This is a genomic window from Cutibacterium sp. (genome assembly GCF_030525615.1).
Classification (GTDB): Bacteria; Actinomycetota; Actinomycetes; order Propionibacteriales; family Propionibacteriaceae; genus Cutibacterium.
Map to the genome: position 1 here is coordinate 467,720 of NZ_JAUNEJ010000001.1, position 13,473 is coordinate 481,192.

Annotated in this window: 15 protein-coding genes and 1 pseudogene; 11 read left to right on the forward strand and 5 right to left on the reverse strand. The window is 59.9% G+C overall.

The genetic code is table 11. The annotated features are described in order from the left end of the window. Nucleotides 1–2: 2 nt before the first annotated feature. Nucleotides 3–1,100 (reverse strand): App1 family protein, encoded by a 1,098-nt coding sequence (locus Q4B98_RS02110; protein WP_368492277.1) that lies wholly within the window; start codon nt 1,098–1,100, stop codon nt 3–5. On the opposite strand from Q4B98_RS02110, the gene Q4B98_RS02115 reads away from it, so the two are divergent. The 3 genes from Q4B98_RS02115 to Q4B98_RS02125 are packed head-to-tail and all read left to right on the forward strand — an operon-like array spanning nt 1,081 to nt 3,535. Continuing rightward, nucleotides 1,081–1,743, forward strand: coding sequence for a DUF5998 family protein (locus Q4B98_RS02115; RefSeq protein ID WP_303195096.1), 663 nt, complete (start codon nt 1,081–1,083; stop codon nt 1,741–1,743). The genes Q4B98_RS02110 and Q4B98_RS02115 overlap by 20 nt on opposite strands. Beyond that, on the forward strand, nt 1,740–2,882 hold the full coding sequence (locus Q4B98_RS02120; protein ID WP_303195097.1) for an alkaline phosphatase family protein: 1,143 nt from the start codon (nt 1,740–1,742) through the stop codon (nt 2,880–2,882). The genes Q4B98_RS02115 and Q4B98_RS02120 overlap by 4 nt, the downstream gene beginning before the upstream one ends. Then, entirely contained in the window at nt 2,879–3,535 is a 657-nt protein-coding gene (locus tag Q4B98_RS02125) for a thymidine kinase (RefSeq protein WP_303195612.1), read from the forward strand. Before Q4B98_RS02120 ends, Q4B98_RS02125 begins: the two co-directional genes overlap by 4 nt. A 68-nt stretch (nt 3,536–3,603) precedes the next feature. Here the strand turns inward: Q4B98_RS02125 and sepH are convergent. Next, nucleotides 3,604–4,680 (reverse strand): annotated as a pseudogene (gene sepH, locus Q4B98_RS02130) (septation protein SepH); the annotation flags it as partial. A 179-nt stretch (nt 4,681–4,859) separates the two neighbouring features. Between sepH and Q4B98_RS02135 the strand changes: the two are divergent. Beyond that, nucleotides 4,860–5,156: a DUF4193 domain-containing protein gene (locus Q4B98_RS02135; RefSeq protein WP_303195098.1), complete on the forward strand. Its 297-nt coding sequence runs from the start codon at nt 4,860–4,862 to the stop codon at nt 5,154–5,156. Between the two features lie 101 nt (nt 5,157–5,257). Here the strand turns inward: Q4B98_RS02135 and Q4B98_RS02140 are convergent, their stop codons facing one another. Next, nucleotides 5,258–5,548, reverse strand: a complete 291-nt coding sequence (locus Q4B98_RS02140; RefSeq protein ID WP_303195099.1) for a DUF4235 domain-containing protein — start codon at nt 5,546–5,548, stop codon at nt 5,258–5,260. A gap of 41 nt (nt 5,549–5,589) precedes the next feature. On the opposite strand from Q4B98_RS02140, the gene Q4B98_RS02145 reads away from it, so the two are divergent. From Q4B98_RS02145 to Q4B98_RS02160, 4 genes are read left to right on the forward strand one after another with little or no spacing between them, the layout of a single operon-like run. After that, nucleotides 5,590–6,147 carry a DUF3093 domain-containing protein gene (locus Q4B98_RS02145; protein ID WP_303195100.1) on the forward strand — a complete coding sequence of 186 codons (558 nt, stop codon included), beginning with the start codon at nt 5,590–5,592 and terminating at the stop codon, nt 6,145–6,147. Beyond that, nucleotides 6,140–6,598 carry a dUTP diphosphatase gene (gene dut / locus Q4B98_RS02150; protein ID WP_303195102.1) on the forward strand — a complete coding sequence of 153 codons (459 nt, stop codon included), beginning with the start codon at nt 6,140–6,142 and terminating at the stop codon, nt 6,596–6,598. The genes Q4B98_RS02145 and dut overlap by 8 nt, the downstream gene beginning before the upstream one ends. Nucleotides 6,599–6,641: 43 nt before the next feature. Then, complete coding sequence (locus Q4B98_RS02155) at nt 6,642–7,373, forward strand: DUF3710 domain-containing protein (protein WP_303195104.1); 732 nt, start codon at nt 6,642–6,644, stop codon at nt 7,371–7,373. A gap of 2 nt (nt 7,374–7,375) precedes the next feature. Next, a complete protein-coding gene (locus Q4B98_RS02160) occupies nt 7,376–7,768 on the forward strand; it encodes an OB-fold nucleic acid binding domain-containing protein (protein WP_303195106.1) in 393 nt (130 codons plus the stop codon). A gap of 357 nt (nt 7,769–8,125) precedes the next feature. Here Q4B98_RS02160 and Q4B98_RS02165 read toward each other — a convergent pair whose 3' ends face one another. Beyond that, complete coding sequence (locus tag Q4B98_RS02165) at nt 8,126–8,785, reverse strand: TrkA family potassium uptake protein (RefSeq protein ID WP_303195107.1); 660 nt, start codon at nt 8,783–8,785, stop codon at nt 8,126–8,128. Between the two features lie 39 nt (nt 8,786–8,824). After that, nucleotides 8,825–9,520, reverse strand: coding sequence for a TrkA family potassium uptake protein (locus tag Q4B98_RS02170; protein ID WP_303195108.1), 696 nt, complete (start codon nt 9,518–9,520; stop codon nt 8,825–8,827). Between the two features lie 135 nt (nt 9,521–9,655). On the opposite strand from Q4B98_RS02170, the gene Q4B98_RS02175 reads away from it, so the two are divergent. The 3 genes from Q4B98_RS02175 to Q4B98_RS02185 all read left to right on the forward strand — a co-directional run bounded on the left by Q4B98_RS02175 (nt 9,656) and on the right by Q4B98_RS02185 (nt 13,388). After that, a complete protein-coding gene (locus tag Q4B98_RS02175) occupies nt 9,656–11,680 on the forward strand; it encodes an APC family permease (RefSeq protein ID WP_303195109.1) in 2,025 nt (674 codons plus the stop codon). Nucleotides 11,681–11,959: 279 nt separating this feature from the next. Next, a complete protein-coding gene (locus Q4B98_RS02180; protein ID WP_303195110.1) occupies nt 11,960–13,141 on the forward strand; it encodes a class I SAM-dependent RNA methyltransferase in 1,182 nt (393 codons plus the stop codon). A gap of 1 nt (nt 13,142) precedes the next feature. Next, nucleotides 13,143–13,388 (forward strand): DUF6767 domain-containing protein, encoded by a 246-nt coding sequence (locus Q4B98_RS02185; protein ID WP_303195680.1) that lies wholly within the window; start codon nt 13,143–13,145, stop codon nt 13,386–13,388. Nucleotides 13,389–13,473 lie beyond the last annotated feature (85 nt).

Below are 13,473 nucleotides of genomic sequence, written 5' to 3' on the forward strand. Positions count from 1 at the left end.
TATTAGGGTCGCTCTGAGGAATGCTCGCGGTTGAGAACCTTGTCTAGGAGAGGAGCTAACTGATCGCCGTCAGGAGCACGTACCAGCGGGGCTGATTCAGGCGTCCAATGCACTCGGTGATGGTCTTCCAACACCGTCGTCGTGCCGTGGGCCAACATTTGCTGAGTGGTCGAAAGCTCCCGGATGGCGATCGCACGGGTGTGGCCAGGCTGCAGCTCGTCGAATTCAGAGTAGATCCGGATGTCGTGCTGGCCGTCATCGCCGACCAGCACCCACTCGATATTGGGGAAATCGCGGGCCAATTCACGCAGGGCCGTCCGTTTATGATCGACGCCGGAACGGAACCAGCCGGTATTCGTCGGTCCCCAATCGGTCAGCAGCAACGGTCCTTGTGGGTAGCCGTGACGGGCCAGGAATCGGACGAGGAACGGGTAGGTATTCCACGCGCCGGTGGACACGTAGACCACGGGTGCGTCGGGGTGACGCTCCAGCAGCTTCTGGTACATCCGGGCCATGCCCGGAATCGATTTGCGCGCCTGCTCGGTGCGCACGAAGGAATTCCACGCAGCGATCAGGGATCGTGGCAGGGAGGTTGCAATCACAGTGTCGTCGATGTCGGAAACGATGCCGAAACGGGTATTGCGCGAGACGACAAGGACTTTCGCTGTGGTTGTGTCCTCGGCAGCGGAGAGAGTTACGTCGTGCCAGCCAGGTTGCAGCCCATGGTTCTTGACGCGCACGTCGACATATCCCGCCCGATCTGCCTTCACGGTGATCTTCTCCCCGTTGACATCGACGACGACTTGTGTGTCCGGGGCCGGCAGGCCAAGGAAATTGCGCCATCCTCGCTGGGACAGCAGATCAATGGACAACATATTGCGCTGGGTGAGCGGCGAATGGCTAGCATGACGTTCATTCCCCACATCGGTACCAGGCGGACTGGTGAGGACGACTCTGCCCAGAACGCGCACATGGGTGGCCGACCCGTAACTGCGATATCCGATGACTCGCGGTTTCCATCCGCGTCGACGCAAGGCGGTGCTCAGGCACCTGTGAAAGGCATCTTCGACTCGGGCTCCGATGAACGGCCGGTTCGACATATCTCGGAGATTACTGGATCGGGCTTCATCGTGGGACGATGGGCCGGTGAGTGAGTCTGTCGATCAAGCCCGAACTCCTCTTCCGCCGGCCCTAGCCGCCGAGATCCAGTCTTGCGGATTCTTTCCAGAACTGGTCATCGACGTCGCGGAAACCTCGTTGGCGGGAGAGAAAGTCCTTGACCATTTGCTTCATCTAGAGGCAAACTTCGCCAACGACGAGGTTTACCGCCATCTCACCGTCATTTTGCGCACGGCCACTCGTATGCTCATCGGGCACACTGATGAAGGCACTGAGGCAGGAAGGTTGCAGGCTGTCACCTCAAGTGAATCGATCCCGCTGTCGGCGGTGAATTCTGTGGTGCTGACGCGGGTAGTCCAGCATCCCGACAGGTTCGGCAAGGACCCTTTGGCGACAACTGTGGAGACCTGGCTTCAGATGACGTGGGGCGCGGTGTCGCGAATCGACCTTGAGCCCGCCAGCTGTGGTAATCCGGCGTGTACCGCTGACCATGGGTACACCGGTGCCGTGAGCGGGGACGATATCATCATCCGGATGAGTCCTGCCGCCGATGGCCCCGATCAGGTTGAGCGCATGATGGAATTTGCCACCCGGATGCAGGTCGCCGTTGGAGGAGCACGATGAGTTCGCTGCTTGCCCCTGACCTCATGGCGCCAGGCTTGATGGTGCCGGGTGCGCAGACTCTTTCTGACCTTGTGCCGGCCATGGGACAGGCTCTGAAAGGTCAGAGACCGGCGGGACTCGGCCTGCCAGAGGCGCAGCGCTATGTCTTCCTGCTGGTAGACGGCATGGGCAGAGAGAACCTTGAACAGTCCCGACATCTGGCCCCTACCTTGTCGGACATGCACATGTGCCACGACCTGACCTGCCAGGTGCCTTCGACGACGGCCACCTCACTGAGTTGTATCGGTACTGGCGCTACACCCGGTCGTCACGGCGTCGTCGGATACACCTTTCGTGCCCCTTCTGGACGCGCCATGAATGCCTTGAGTTGGGCCAACGGGGACGACCCCGAGGTCATTCAGCCCCATCTGACGGCCTTCGAAGACGTGGCGGCAGCTGGGGTGGCAGTAAGCAGTGTCGGCCCAGCTCGATTCGAGAGGTCCGGCCTGACACGAGCGAGTCTGCGCGGTCCGCGATTCGTGGCCATTCGTGACGAGGGAGACGTTGACGAACGGGTCCGCAAGACTCTGGCTGCCTCTCGAGCTGGCGACCTTTCCCTAACCTACGTCTACGAGCGCTCCCTTGACCACGTTGGCCATGGCGAGGGGTGGCAGTCTTCCGCGTGGAGATCGCGTCTGATGTGGGTTGACAACCTTGTTGGAGCTCTTCTTGACGAGCTGGATGCCGGCACCGTCCTGGTCGTCACCGCAGATCACGGCATGGTCGATGTGCCGCAAGACCACCGCGTCATGGTGGAGGATGAGGCAGGACTGCTCGCTGAGGTCGATTTGCTGGCAGGAGAGCCTCGATTCCGCCACATTTACACGCGACGGCCCGGCGAGGTCGCACAACGCTGGCAGCGGGTACTCGGCGATCGTGCTCAGATCGTCGTGGGTAATGACGCCATCGAGCAGGGACTCTTCGGACACGTCGATGACTCCACTCGCTCCCGGTTCGGCGACGTGTTGGCGATCACCCGTGATGACTGGGCCATCATGAGCCGTGCCACGCCGAAGGAACTGACGTTGGTCGGTATGCACGGTTCGCTGACGCCGCAAGAGATGAGGATTCCGTTGTTGGCCCAGGTTTGCGAGGGCTGAAGATGGCTGAGCTTGTCTTCCACACCGGGCCGATGGATTCCGGAAAATCCACGCTTGCGCTGCAAATGGACCACGCCCAGTCGGCCCATGACCGTCAAGGAGTCAGGTACGCCATGCACGATCGTTCCGGAGGCGCTCGAATCACCTCCCGGATTGGGTTGAGCGTTGAAGCTGTCGAGGTGACGGATTCCCTGGACCTCTACCACGATGTCGTGGCGCGGCTGAGCTGCGGGGGACGGATTGACTACCTCATCTGTGACGAGGCGCAGTTTTACCGTCCCGAACAAATTGACCAGCTCGCCCGAGTCGTCGACGACCTCGACATTGACGTCTACTGTTTCGGAATCCTCGCTGATTTTCGCACTGAGCTCTTTCCGGGGTCCAAACGGCTTGTTGAACTCGCTGACCGCGTCGTCCAGTCACCCGTTTCGCCGCTGTGTTGGTGCGGACGCCCAGCCACACACAATGCCCGTATCGTCGGCGGGGTCATGGTGCGCGAGGGAGATCAAGTCGGCGTCGGAGACATCGGCGGTGCCTCGGAGATTCACTACGAGGTGCTGTGTCGTCGGCACCACCGTCAGGGGATTACCGGAGAAATGTCCAAGGCGACCCTTTCAGAGCAAACCCTGCCCTTCGACAGTGAGGAGTCCTGATCCCTCACGAATCCAGCCGGGGGTAGCCGGACTCGGGTGTTTTGCACATCTCCAATCTGTGGGACCTCTCATGCGTGTGGGGTGGGGCCTCCGAACATAATCTCGTCCCACGACGGGATCGACGCACGCTTGGACTTGCGAGGCTTGCGCTTCTTACGTGGCTGCTCGTTCTCCTCAACAAGGGCGTCCTGCTGAGGCTCGTCGTTGTTGTCCTGGTGTCCAGCCCTCTTGGATTTCGAGGTGCCGGAGGATTTCGAGGTATTCGTGGACTTCGATGTGCGAGAGGTCTTCTTCTTAGCGGTGGTGTCCTTCTCGGTTTCTGGTTTAGGCGTAGGGGAAAGGGAAGTCTCGGGGGTGCGCTCGTTCTCGTTGGGCTGGGGGTCGGTTTGGTCGTCCTGAGACCCATCGGGGGTTTGAGCTTCCGGGGAGGAGCTTGGGTCGACAACTGGCGTGTCCAGGCCCTCGTAAATGTTGACCGAATCTTCCTGGAATCCAGCCAGCATTTCGTAGAGCATATCCATGTCGTCGGGGGAGGAGGGGATGAAGTCGTAGACCCCGTCGTGCTTGGTCATCCCTGCGACGGCGTCCGGGTCAGCGGGACGCTGCGGCCGATTACTCACTGCGCGGACGATGGCCAACTCATCGTTGAGATCCAGCGTGGGCTCCTGATCGGGATCGGGCACGCCGGCAGGCAATGGTTCGGCTGGGGCAGGAGAGCGATCGTTGACGAGCCAGCGTGCGCCGGCGTCCTCAGGGGAGGTGTGGCGGCCTTTGAGGTCGAAGCGGAACGTGGCCTCGCTTGGCGCGCCCTCCTCAGTTTCGGGCCACGTAGCCTCGAGAGCCCAAGTGCGGTCTTCGTGACGCCACGACCGCCAGGAGATCTTCTCGTCGGGAATCGAATTAGCCTTGGCAACTCGGGAAATGACGGCCCCCAGAGAGCGATGCGACCCGGGCGCACCGGCGCGGCGGACCGGGCACGTCATGGCAACCTCGATGATGTGGTCCAACTCTGCGAGGACTGGTATGGCGAAGGGCTCCACCTGATCGACGCCGACGCCCGCCTCAGCGGCCACCTCCTCGACAGTGGCCCCGGAACGAATCCGCGACTGAATCTCGCGCGGGCTCAGAGCGCTGTCCATCGTCCACCTTTCCTCCCGACTTGGAGTACCAACTTACCGCCTTCGGGCGTGATGGTACCGCCCTGATGACCAGGTCTGCTGTTTCTCAGTTTGACAGGTGTGATACACAAGGGGGCGAATGTTATGCCGTCGCAGCTTGCGGTATGCGAGTTGTCGACGTTTCGAGTCCTTACTGGAAGGTGACTATGGCTACCGATTACGACGCTCCGCGCAAGACTGATGAGGACGTCAGTGAGGACTCCATTGAGGAGCTCAAGAATCAGCGCAACGATAAGAACTCCGGAAAGGTCGACGAGGACGAGGTCGAAGCCGCTGAGGCTTTTGAACTCCCTGGTGCCGACCTGTCTCACGAGGAGCTGACTGTTCGGGTGCTGCCTCGCCAGTCCGGCGAGTTCACCTGCGCGTCCTGCTTCCTCGTGAAGGGACGCTCCCAGCTGGCTGAGGAGCGTGACGGTCAGTACTACTGCGTCGATTGCGTCTGATTCTCCCGCTGACATGAACGGACCTTCGTCTTGATGAAGACGAAGGTCCGTTGTCATTGGGGTGTCTTAGCGCGCCGTTGTCTTGTGAACGGGTGAGACTCTCAGTCGTCCTTGAGGTTCTTGCCGGTGATGGGGTTGACCGAGCTGAACTTCATCCAACGCTTGTTGACGAAGCGGTGCATGAGCAGCTGAGACCCAGCGATCCCTATGCCGCTGGCCAACGCCCACGAGAGCGCTTTCGTGGTCGACACCTCAGGGTCATCGGGCTGGGGAGTGTCATCGTCGCCAGTCACGAACTTCCACACGCCTTCGACAACTTTCTGGCTGACGATGGTGGTGACAGTGCCGAGAGCTGCCGCGTAAATCTTCCACAGGATCTTTTCTGGGATCATGATGTCATCATATTGCGTGCCGAGCCGTCGACTAGGCTGTGATGGTGAATTCCCCCCGCCCCTCCGGATCCATCGTCTACTCCGAAAGACTTTGGGCATCGTTGTCGTGGTGGCTCATCGGCGCTGCCTTAGCCCTCTCGCTCATCGTCGCGATCGGCGCGTGGACGAGTCCGACTATCGGGATCATCGTGGCAGTCATCATCGTGTCGCTGATCGTGGCCGCTTTCGCCATAGCTGGAAAGGCACGCATCGTCGTTACGGAGGATGGGTTTGGGGCAGGACGCTCCTTTATCGAGTGGCGGTGGATCGACCGAGTACGCGGTATGGACCCCGAGACGATGGCTTCCGTGATGCACTCCAGCCATCAGGTCGGGTGTTTCCTCCTCACGCGGCCTTGGATCAAGTCTGGGCTGGTGTTGAGACTTGCCGATCCGGCTGACCCCCATCAAGCTTGGATCGTCAGTACTCGTCACCCCGACACATTGGCCGCTATCGTGTCCGAGTACGTAACGGCGCCGGATCTGGCTCCTGCGTCCTCCGAGCGTGTTCCGTACGACTCTCGTGGTGATTCTCGTGACGAGGAGGACAACCGTGGCTGACATCATCGTGCCAACTGTGGCGGAGCCTGAGGCTGTGCCCCGCTATGCCATGCCTGGAGACGCGGGGGCCGATCTCACCTGCCGCCACGATGTTGACCTCGCTCCGGGGGAGCGGGCCATGGTCGATACGGGAGTGCGTATTGCGTTGCCAGATGGCTATGTCGGGCTGGTGAACCCACGCTCTGGCCTGGCCGTTCGTTACGGGTTGTCGATCGTCAACACTCCAGGAATCATCGATTCTGGGTACCGTGGCCAGCTGAGGGTGCTACTGGTCAATACCGATCCCGAGCAATCGGTTCATCTGGACGCAGGGTCCCGGATAGCGCAGCTGGTCGTCGTCCCCGTGGCACATGCAGTATTCCAACCGGTCGATGATTTGGACGAGACTGAACGTGGGCAGAGCGGGTATGGGTCGACTGGCGTTTCTGGTACGCCTCCCGCAGACGGATAGACTGCATTCGTTGACACCACAGTGTCGGTCGAGGAAGGACACAATGTTCGGTCGCAAAAAGCGCAAGGCCGTCGAGACGGACGAGGCCATCGACGAGAAGCTCGAGACCACCCAGATAGTTCCCGACGCCCCCGAGGCCGAGGAGACCACTAAGCAGGAAGAGCCTAGCGAGGAGAAAGACGCCTCCGCCTACCAGATCAACCTCGACCGCGAGGACGGACCTTTTGACATCGAAGAGGTTGACCTTGATGCCGACGATGTCGACCGCTTGGATTTCGGCTCCCTCATTGTCACCCCGTTCAAGAACATGCAAATGCAGATCCAATTGGATCAAACTTCTGGTGCGGTGCAGAGTCTTCTCGTTGTCCAGGGCAACTCCGCTATTGAGGTGGCTCTCTTTGCAGCCCCAGCCTCGACCCTCATGATTGACGAGGTTCACGAGGAGATGGTTCGTGGCACCGCTGCCCAGGGTGGCGAGGCCAATGTCGGCAACGGCCCGATGGGTGCCGAACTACGTCGCATTGTCCCCATGAAGGGGCCCAACGGCGAGGACGGCTACCACGTCTCTCGCACCTGGCTGGCCCAAGGCCCTCGCTGGCTGCTGCGCGGTGTGCTCATGGGGGAATCGGCTATTGGCGAAAAGCTCGACGCCACCGGTCAATTGCTGCTGGAGTTCTTCTGCAACCTCGTGGTGCGTCGGGACAACAGCCCGCGCGTTCCTGGCGATGTCATCCCGCTGAAGGTCCCTGAGGATTTGCGCCCGGAGGAGTCCTGATTATGGTCGAAGGCACCGACCCTCGCGCCCCTCGCGAGTCGATGCTTCGGCGGGTCCTGCACCGGGTTACGGCGTCCAACGAGGACCTTGCCGATGACGACCTGCAACGTTCCAGTATTAATGCTGGGGTTTCGACGATCGGCGCAGCCAAGTTGCGTACCCGTGCGTCCCTCCAAGGGCGAATTGACGTGCTGACCCTTAACCCGCGTGGCACAAACCGCTGGCTTGAAGCAGAGCTGCGCGACGGCACCGGTGCGGTGACGTTGATTTGGATGGGGCGACGCAGGATTCCCGGGCTGCGTGCTGGACGAAGGATCAAGGTTGAGGGGATGATAACCGAGGCTAATGGGCGTCGGGTGATCTACAACCCGAGGTACACCATCCTTCCTGAGTGAGTCGAACCTTCCTGGGCGAGTCGGAATTGTCGACGAGCTATCTCAGAAAGATGGTGGAGTTTGCGGCCTGCCTCGTGGTGAGGTTGTGTGATTCCGGAGGAGCATATTTCGTATAGGAGACGACCCCTTCCCCTCATCCCTACGCCAACGTCAGGATGCACTCGACAATCACCATCGCGGTCGTTCGGTGGATGGCTGGCTGTCCCGCTGTCACACGTGGCAACAGCGGCGATTACCGAAGCGGGTGTGAAGAGAATGAGGGGATGGAAGATAGGTGGTGACGCAATCCACCCCCGCAGTCAGCGCAGTCTGGGGTCGTTCAGCACACTCCGGGGACGCGGGGTATGAGAATCCGGATCAGCGAGGTGCCAGCAAATCGACCAGATCAGGCTCGTAGTTTGGCGAGACCATGAACAGCAGCTCGTCGCCAGCCTCCAGAGCGGCCTCACGCTCTGGGGCACGACCCTGGCCGTCACGAATGATGGCAACGAGAACTGCGTCTCCAGGCATCGAAATGTCGCGGATTCGCTCACCAACACGCGGAGAGCTGTCGGGCAGGGTGAGTTCGACGAGGTTTGCCCGACCCTTTTGGAAGGTGAACAGGTGGACCAACTCGCCGACGGTCACAGCCTCCTCAACCAAAGCCGCTATCAGTCGCGGAGTCGACACAGCAACGTCGACTCCCCATACCTGGTCGAACATCCACTCGTTACCTGGATGATTCACTCGAGCCACAGTTCTCGGTACACCGAATTCCGTCTTGGCGAGCAGTGAGTGGACCAGATTGACCTTGTCATCTCCGCTAGCTGAAATGGCGATGTCGCAGTTGTCGAGGTGGGCCTCCTCGAGGGCAGACAGCTCACAGGCGTCGGCGCAAAGCCACTCAGCCTCCGGGACGGTGTCTGGTTCGATGGCCTTGGGGTTCTTGTCGATAAGTAAGATGTGATGCCCATGGGCGGTGAGCTCACGGGCAATGGACCGGCCGACGTTACCGGCTCCAACGATGACGATTCTCACGGTTCTCCTTGCCTCAGGTGATCGGCGCTGCGATAGCGATCAACGCTTGACCGGTGGTTTGGCCAGCAAGTCTTCGATTTCGGTGACGCGTTCCACCTCGACCGCCGCATAGACAACGTCGCCGTCCTGCAGCAGGGTGGCGCTGTCGGGAACCATGCCTTGGCCAAACCGCAGCAGGAAAGGTAGTGGGGTGTGGATGCGGTCCTCGATGGCGGAGATCTTCATCCCGACCCAGTCTGTGTGGGTGTTGACACGAATGAGGCGGACCTGACCGGAAGGGTCACGCCACGCTGGCTCGGAGCCTTCCGGCATGAGGCTTCGCAGTACTTGGTCGGCAGTCCACCGTACGGTTGCCACTGTGGGGATTCCCAACCGCTCAAATACCTCCGCTCGTCCCTGGTCGTAAATGCGCGCTACGACGTTATCCAGGCCGAACTCTTCGCGTACGACCCGCGCTGCCAGCACGTTGGCGTTGTCACCGCTAGAGACGGCAGCGAATCCGTCAGCGTCACGAATACCAGCTTTCTCAAGTACCGAGCGGTCGAATCCAACTCCCTTGACCGTCTTGCCCTTGAAACTGGGCCCAAGTCGGCGGAAAGCGTTGTCGTCAGTGTCGATGACCGACACGTCGTGGCCACGCTTTTCCAACAGGATGGCCAAGCTCGATCCAACTCGGCCACATCCCATAATGACGATGTGCACGTGACCCCTCTCCTGGGTGGTAGTGACACCCATCCGTGTCATGGTTGTCGTTGCTATTGTGCCGCGTTCTGGTCTTTATGTCTCATTCGCGGGCAATCGTTGCCCTGACGATCATTGCGGTCAGCGACAAGGTGCCAATGATGCCTTCGGTAAGTAGAGTTGCCCGCCGTGAAGGTTTTCCAAACCGTCAAGAGGGTGCTCATTGGGCGCAAACTTGAGAGCAGTGCTCTCGGTGAGACTCTCCTGCCGAAACGGATTGCATTGCCGGTGTTCGCCTCTGACGCTTTGTCCAGCGTGGCGTACGCCCCTGACGAGATCCTCATTACCCTGTCGTTGGCAGGTGCTGCCGGGTTTGCGTTTTCCTGGAAGATTGGTATCGCCGTCGCCCTCGTCATGCTCATCGTCGTGATGAGCTACCGTCAGACGGTTCATGCGTACCCATCTGGCGGCGGTGATTACGAGGTCGCGACAGACAACCTCAGTCCGCAGTTCGGGCTGGTTGTCGCCAGTGCCCTTCTTGTTGACTACGTCTTAACGGTGGCCGTGTCGGTGTCGTCGGGCATTCAGAATGCCGAGGCGATGATCCCTGGCCTAGCGGGGCACGAAGGTGTGGCAGCGGCCGTCGTTATCGCGATTCTGACCGGAATGAACTTGCGGGGCGTCAGAGAGTCGGGAACCTTCTTTGCGGTACCCACCTATGCCTTCATGATCTCCGTGATATGCATGGTTATTTGGGGTTTGACCAGGGTATTCGTCCTTGGGGACAATCTACGCGCTCCGACAGCCGATTACACCGTTGTCGGAGCTCCGAAGTACAGCGAACTGGTTGGCGTCGCTTTTGTGATCCTCATGGCGCGTACCTTCTCCTCAGGCTGTGCCGCACTAACTGGCGTCGAGGCCATCTCCAACGGGGTGCCGTCTTTCCGTAAACCGAAGTCGAAAAACGCCGCTACCACCCTAGCAATGCTCGGAGGAATCGCCGTCTCCATGCTCATGAGCATTCTCGTCCTGGCCAACGTCACCGGTGTCAAGATGTTTGACACGACAGGGGAGTCCCACCTCGTTGACACCGAAGGAAATGTCGTCACTGAACAAGTGACGGTGGTCGGCCAGTTGGCTCGCACCGTTTTCTACGATTCCTTCAAGCCGGGCTTCTACATCATGATCGTCTGCACGATGGTAATCCTGTTTTTGGCCGCCAATACTGCTTTCAACGGTTTCCCGGTGTTGGGTTCGATCCTTGCTCGTGACGGTTTCCTGCCCCGGCGTCTGCACACTCGTGGTGACCGTCTGGCATACTCCAACGGCATTCTGACGCTGGCCATCGGTGCCATCATCCTGGTGTTGGTCTTCAATGCCTCAGTGTCGGCATTGATTCAGTTGTACGTCGTCGGCGTCTTCATTTCTTTTACGGTGAGTCAGGCGGGCATGATGCGCCACTGGACCCGCTTGCTGCGCACCGACTCTTCGGCCTCGGCCAAGGAGCGTCGCAAGTGGAAGCACTCCAGGATTATCAACGGTATCGGCCTGGTGGGAACTGGCGTCGTCCTTATCATCATCCTGGCGTCGAAATTCATCCACGGTGCTTACCTCGCGCTGATCGCCATGGCCGTGGTCTACATGTTGATGACGGGTATCAAGAAGCACTACGATTCGGTGGCTCAAGAATTGGAACTCAACGGGCCATCCGATCGTGCCCTGCCCTCGCGTGTGCACGCGGTCATCATGATCTCAGACCTCAACAAGCCGACAATGAGGGCGATTCAATTCGCCAAAGTCACCGTGCCGACCTTCCTGGAAGCGGTCATCGTTGACGTCGACCCTGACGCTACAGAACGTCTGCTGGAGCGCTGGGATGAAGAGGACATTGACATCCCTCTGCGGATCATCGCCTCTCCGTATCGTGAGATCACCAACCCCTTCATTGACCATGTTCGTCGTATCCGCAGCGAGAACCCGCGAGACATGGTTGAGGTGTTCATCCCTGAGTACGTTGTTGGGCACTGGTGGGAACATCTCCTTCACAATCAGACGGCCTTGGTGGTGCGAGCCCGCCTGCACTTCATGCCGGGTGTGCTCATCTCTTCGGTGCCGTACCAATTGCGCAGTTCGGAGATTCGCGAGAAACGGTGGAAGCGCAATGACCCGCGTTCCTGGCGCGATCCGGGCGCAACGATCACCCCGCGTCACTGACGGTCGGGGGTCTGCAGTTGCGCCACGTCTGCGCAAAGTTGGCGCAACTGAAGTGCTGGGGGAGAGTGACTGCACATAAGTGAGGGTGTAGACGGGTATGAGTGTGCCGGCGTCCGCAGTTTGTATCCGGTCAATCACGTCGTCAACTACACCCTCACGTGTGAAGCACGGCCAGACCGTCCGCTTGCTGCGAACGTCACCAGCCATAACGAGGTTTTTAGCCCGTCAATGCCCTAGTCGCAAGGAAATGGTGCCACTGAGGGTCTTAAACTTGGGCGGGTGCATGAGTCTGTTGATGCGTCCCCTGCCGAGGAATTCGACCTCGTCATGGGCAAGGTTGCCCATGGTGGATACTGCGTGGCGCGTCTGGATGGCAGGGTTGTTTTCGTTCGCGGTGCGTTGCCAGGAGAAAAGGTTCGGGTTCGGCTGACCGATACTTCTAAGACTTCACACTGGTTCGGCCAAGTCGTCAAGGTTATTTCGGCTGATCCGCACCGCGTCGATCCGCCGTGCCCAGTCGCGGGAGTCTGCGGTGGCTGCGATTTCCAGCACGTTGACGTCAATTTCCAGCGCGAGCTGAAGCGTCGGGTTATTACCGAACAACTCAGTCATGTTGCCGGTATCACGTGGACCGGATCCGTGGAGACCGTTGACGGGTCTTCCGATGGTCTGGGCTGGCGGACCCGTATGCAATATCGCAGTCTCAATGGGCGTCCGGCGCTGCGACGCCATCGCAGTCATGACTTGGTGGAAGTGCCCGAAGGTGGTTGTCCCATCGCCCATCCGGCGGGCCGATTGGCCGGTGAGTCTGCCTGTCGTGCTGCCGAACAGGCGATTGTTATGGTGACCAGTTGCCGCACTGAGGATCCAGAGGTGAGCGTCATCGCTGATGGTCAGCTGGTAGCTGGCGGTGAGACGATGACGGCTCAGGTGGGTGAGCGGCGGTGGAAAGTCGGTGCTGGTGGCTTCTGGCAGGTTCATCCCGGAGCAGCTGAGGCTTTGGCTGAGGCCGTCGTGAGCGGTCTGGATCCCCACCAAGGAGACGAGGCGTTGGACCTCTACTGCGGGGTCGGTCTCTTCGCAGGTGTGCTCGCTGATCGTGGTGTTCGCGTCCGTGGCATTGAGGTCTCTCGCCAGGCGGTGACATTGGCACGGCGCAATGTACCTGGCGGACGTTTCACTGCCGGTCGGGTGGAGCGGGTCTTGCCCCGGATGAAGGCCAAGGCCAATCTTGTCGTGCTGGACCCGCCGCGCAAGGGAGCAGGTAAAGCTGTCGTCCAAGCCGTGGCGCGTACCTCGCCACGGGTGATCGCTCACGTCGCGTGTGACCCGGCTGCTCTGGCTCGAGATGTGCACCTGTTTGAAATCAACGGATATGTGCCACGTTCGATTCGCGCTTTTGACGTCTTTCCGATGACCCATCATGTCGAGGCGGTAGCAGTCCTGGAGCCGAAGATCTGAGATGGTAGTTCCGAAGTGTCCGTTGCGCCCAGGTGATCCATGCAGCCTGTGCCAGCTGTACGTCACTGGACCCCAGGACTGTGGGCTGGTCTACCTCGTGATGGGTGACGATGCTTTGCGTGACGAACTGGTGAAGTCTCGGAAAGCAGCGCGCGAAAAGGAGAAGCAGGTCAGCTCGACGCGATTGGTCGACACCGTTGACGGTGACGAGTTGGGGCCTGACCCTCGGCTCGAAGGGCTGGACTGACCTGAACTGGTAAACCTGAGGCGCTCCAGATAAATAAGCTCACCCTAACTTTCGAAATGGCTCTGAAACAAGTTATCTTGATGTC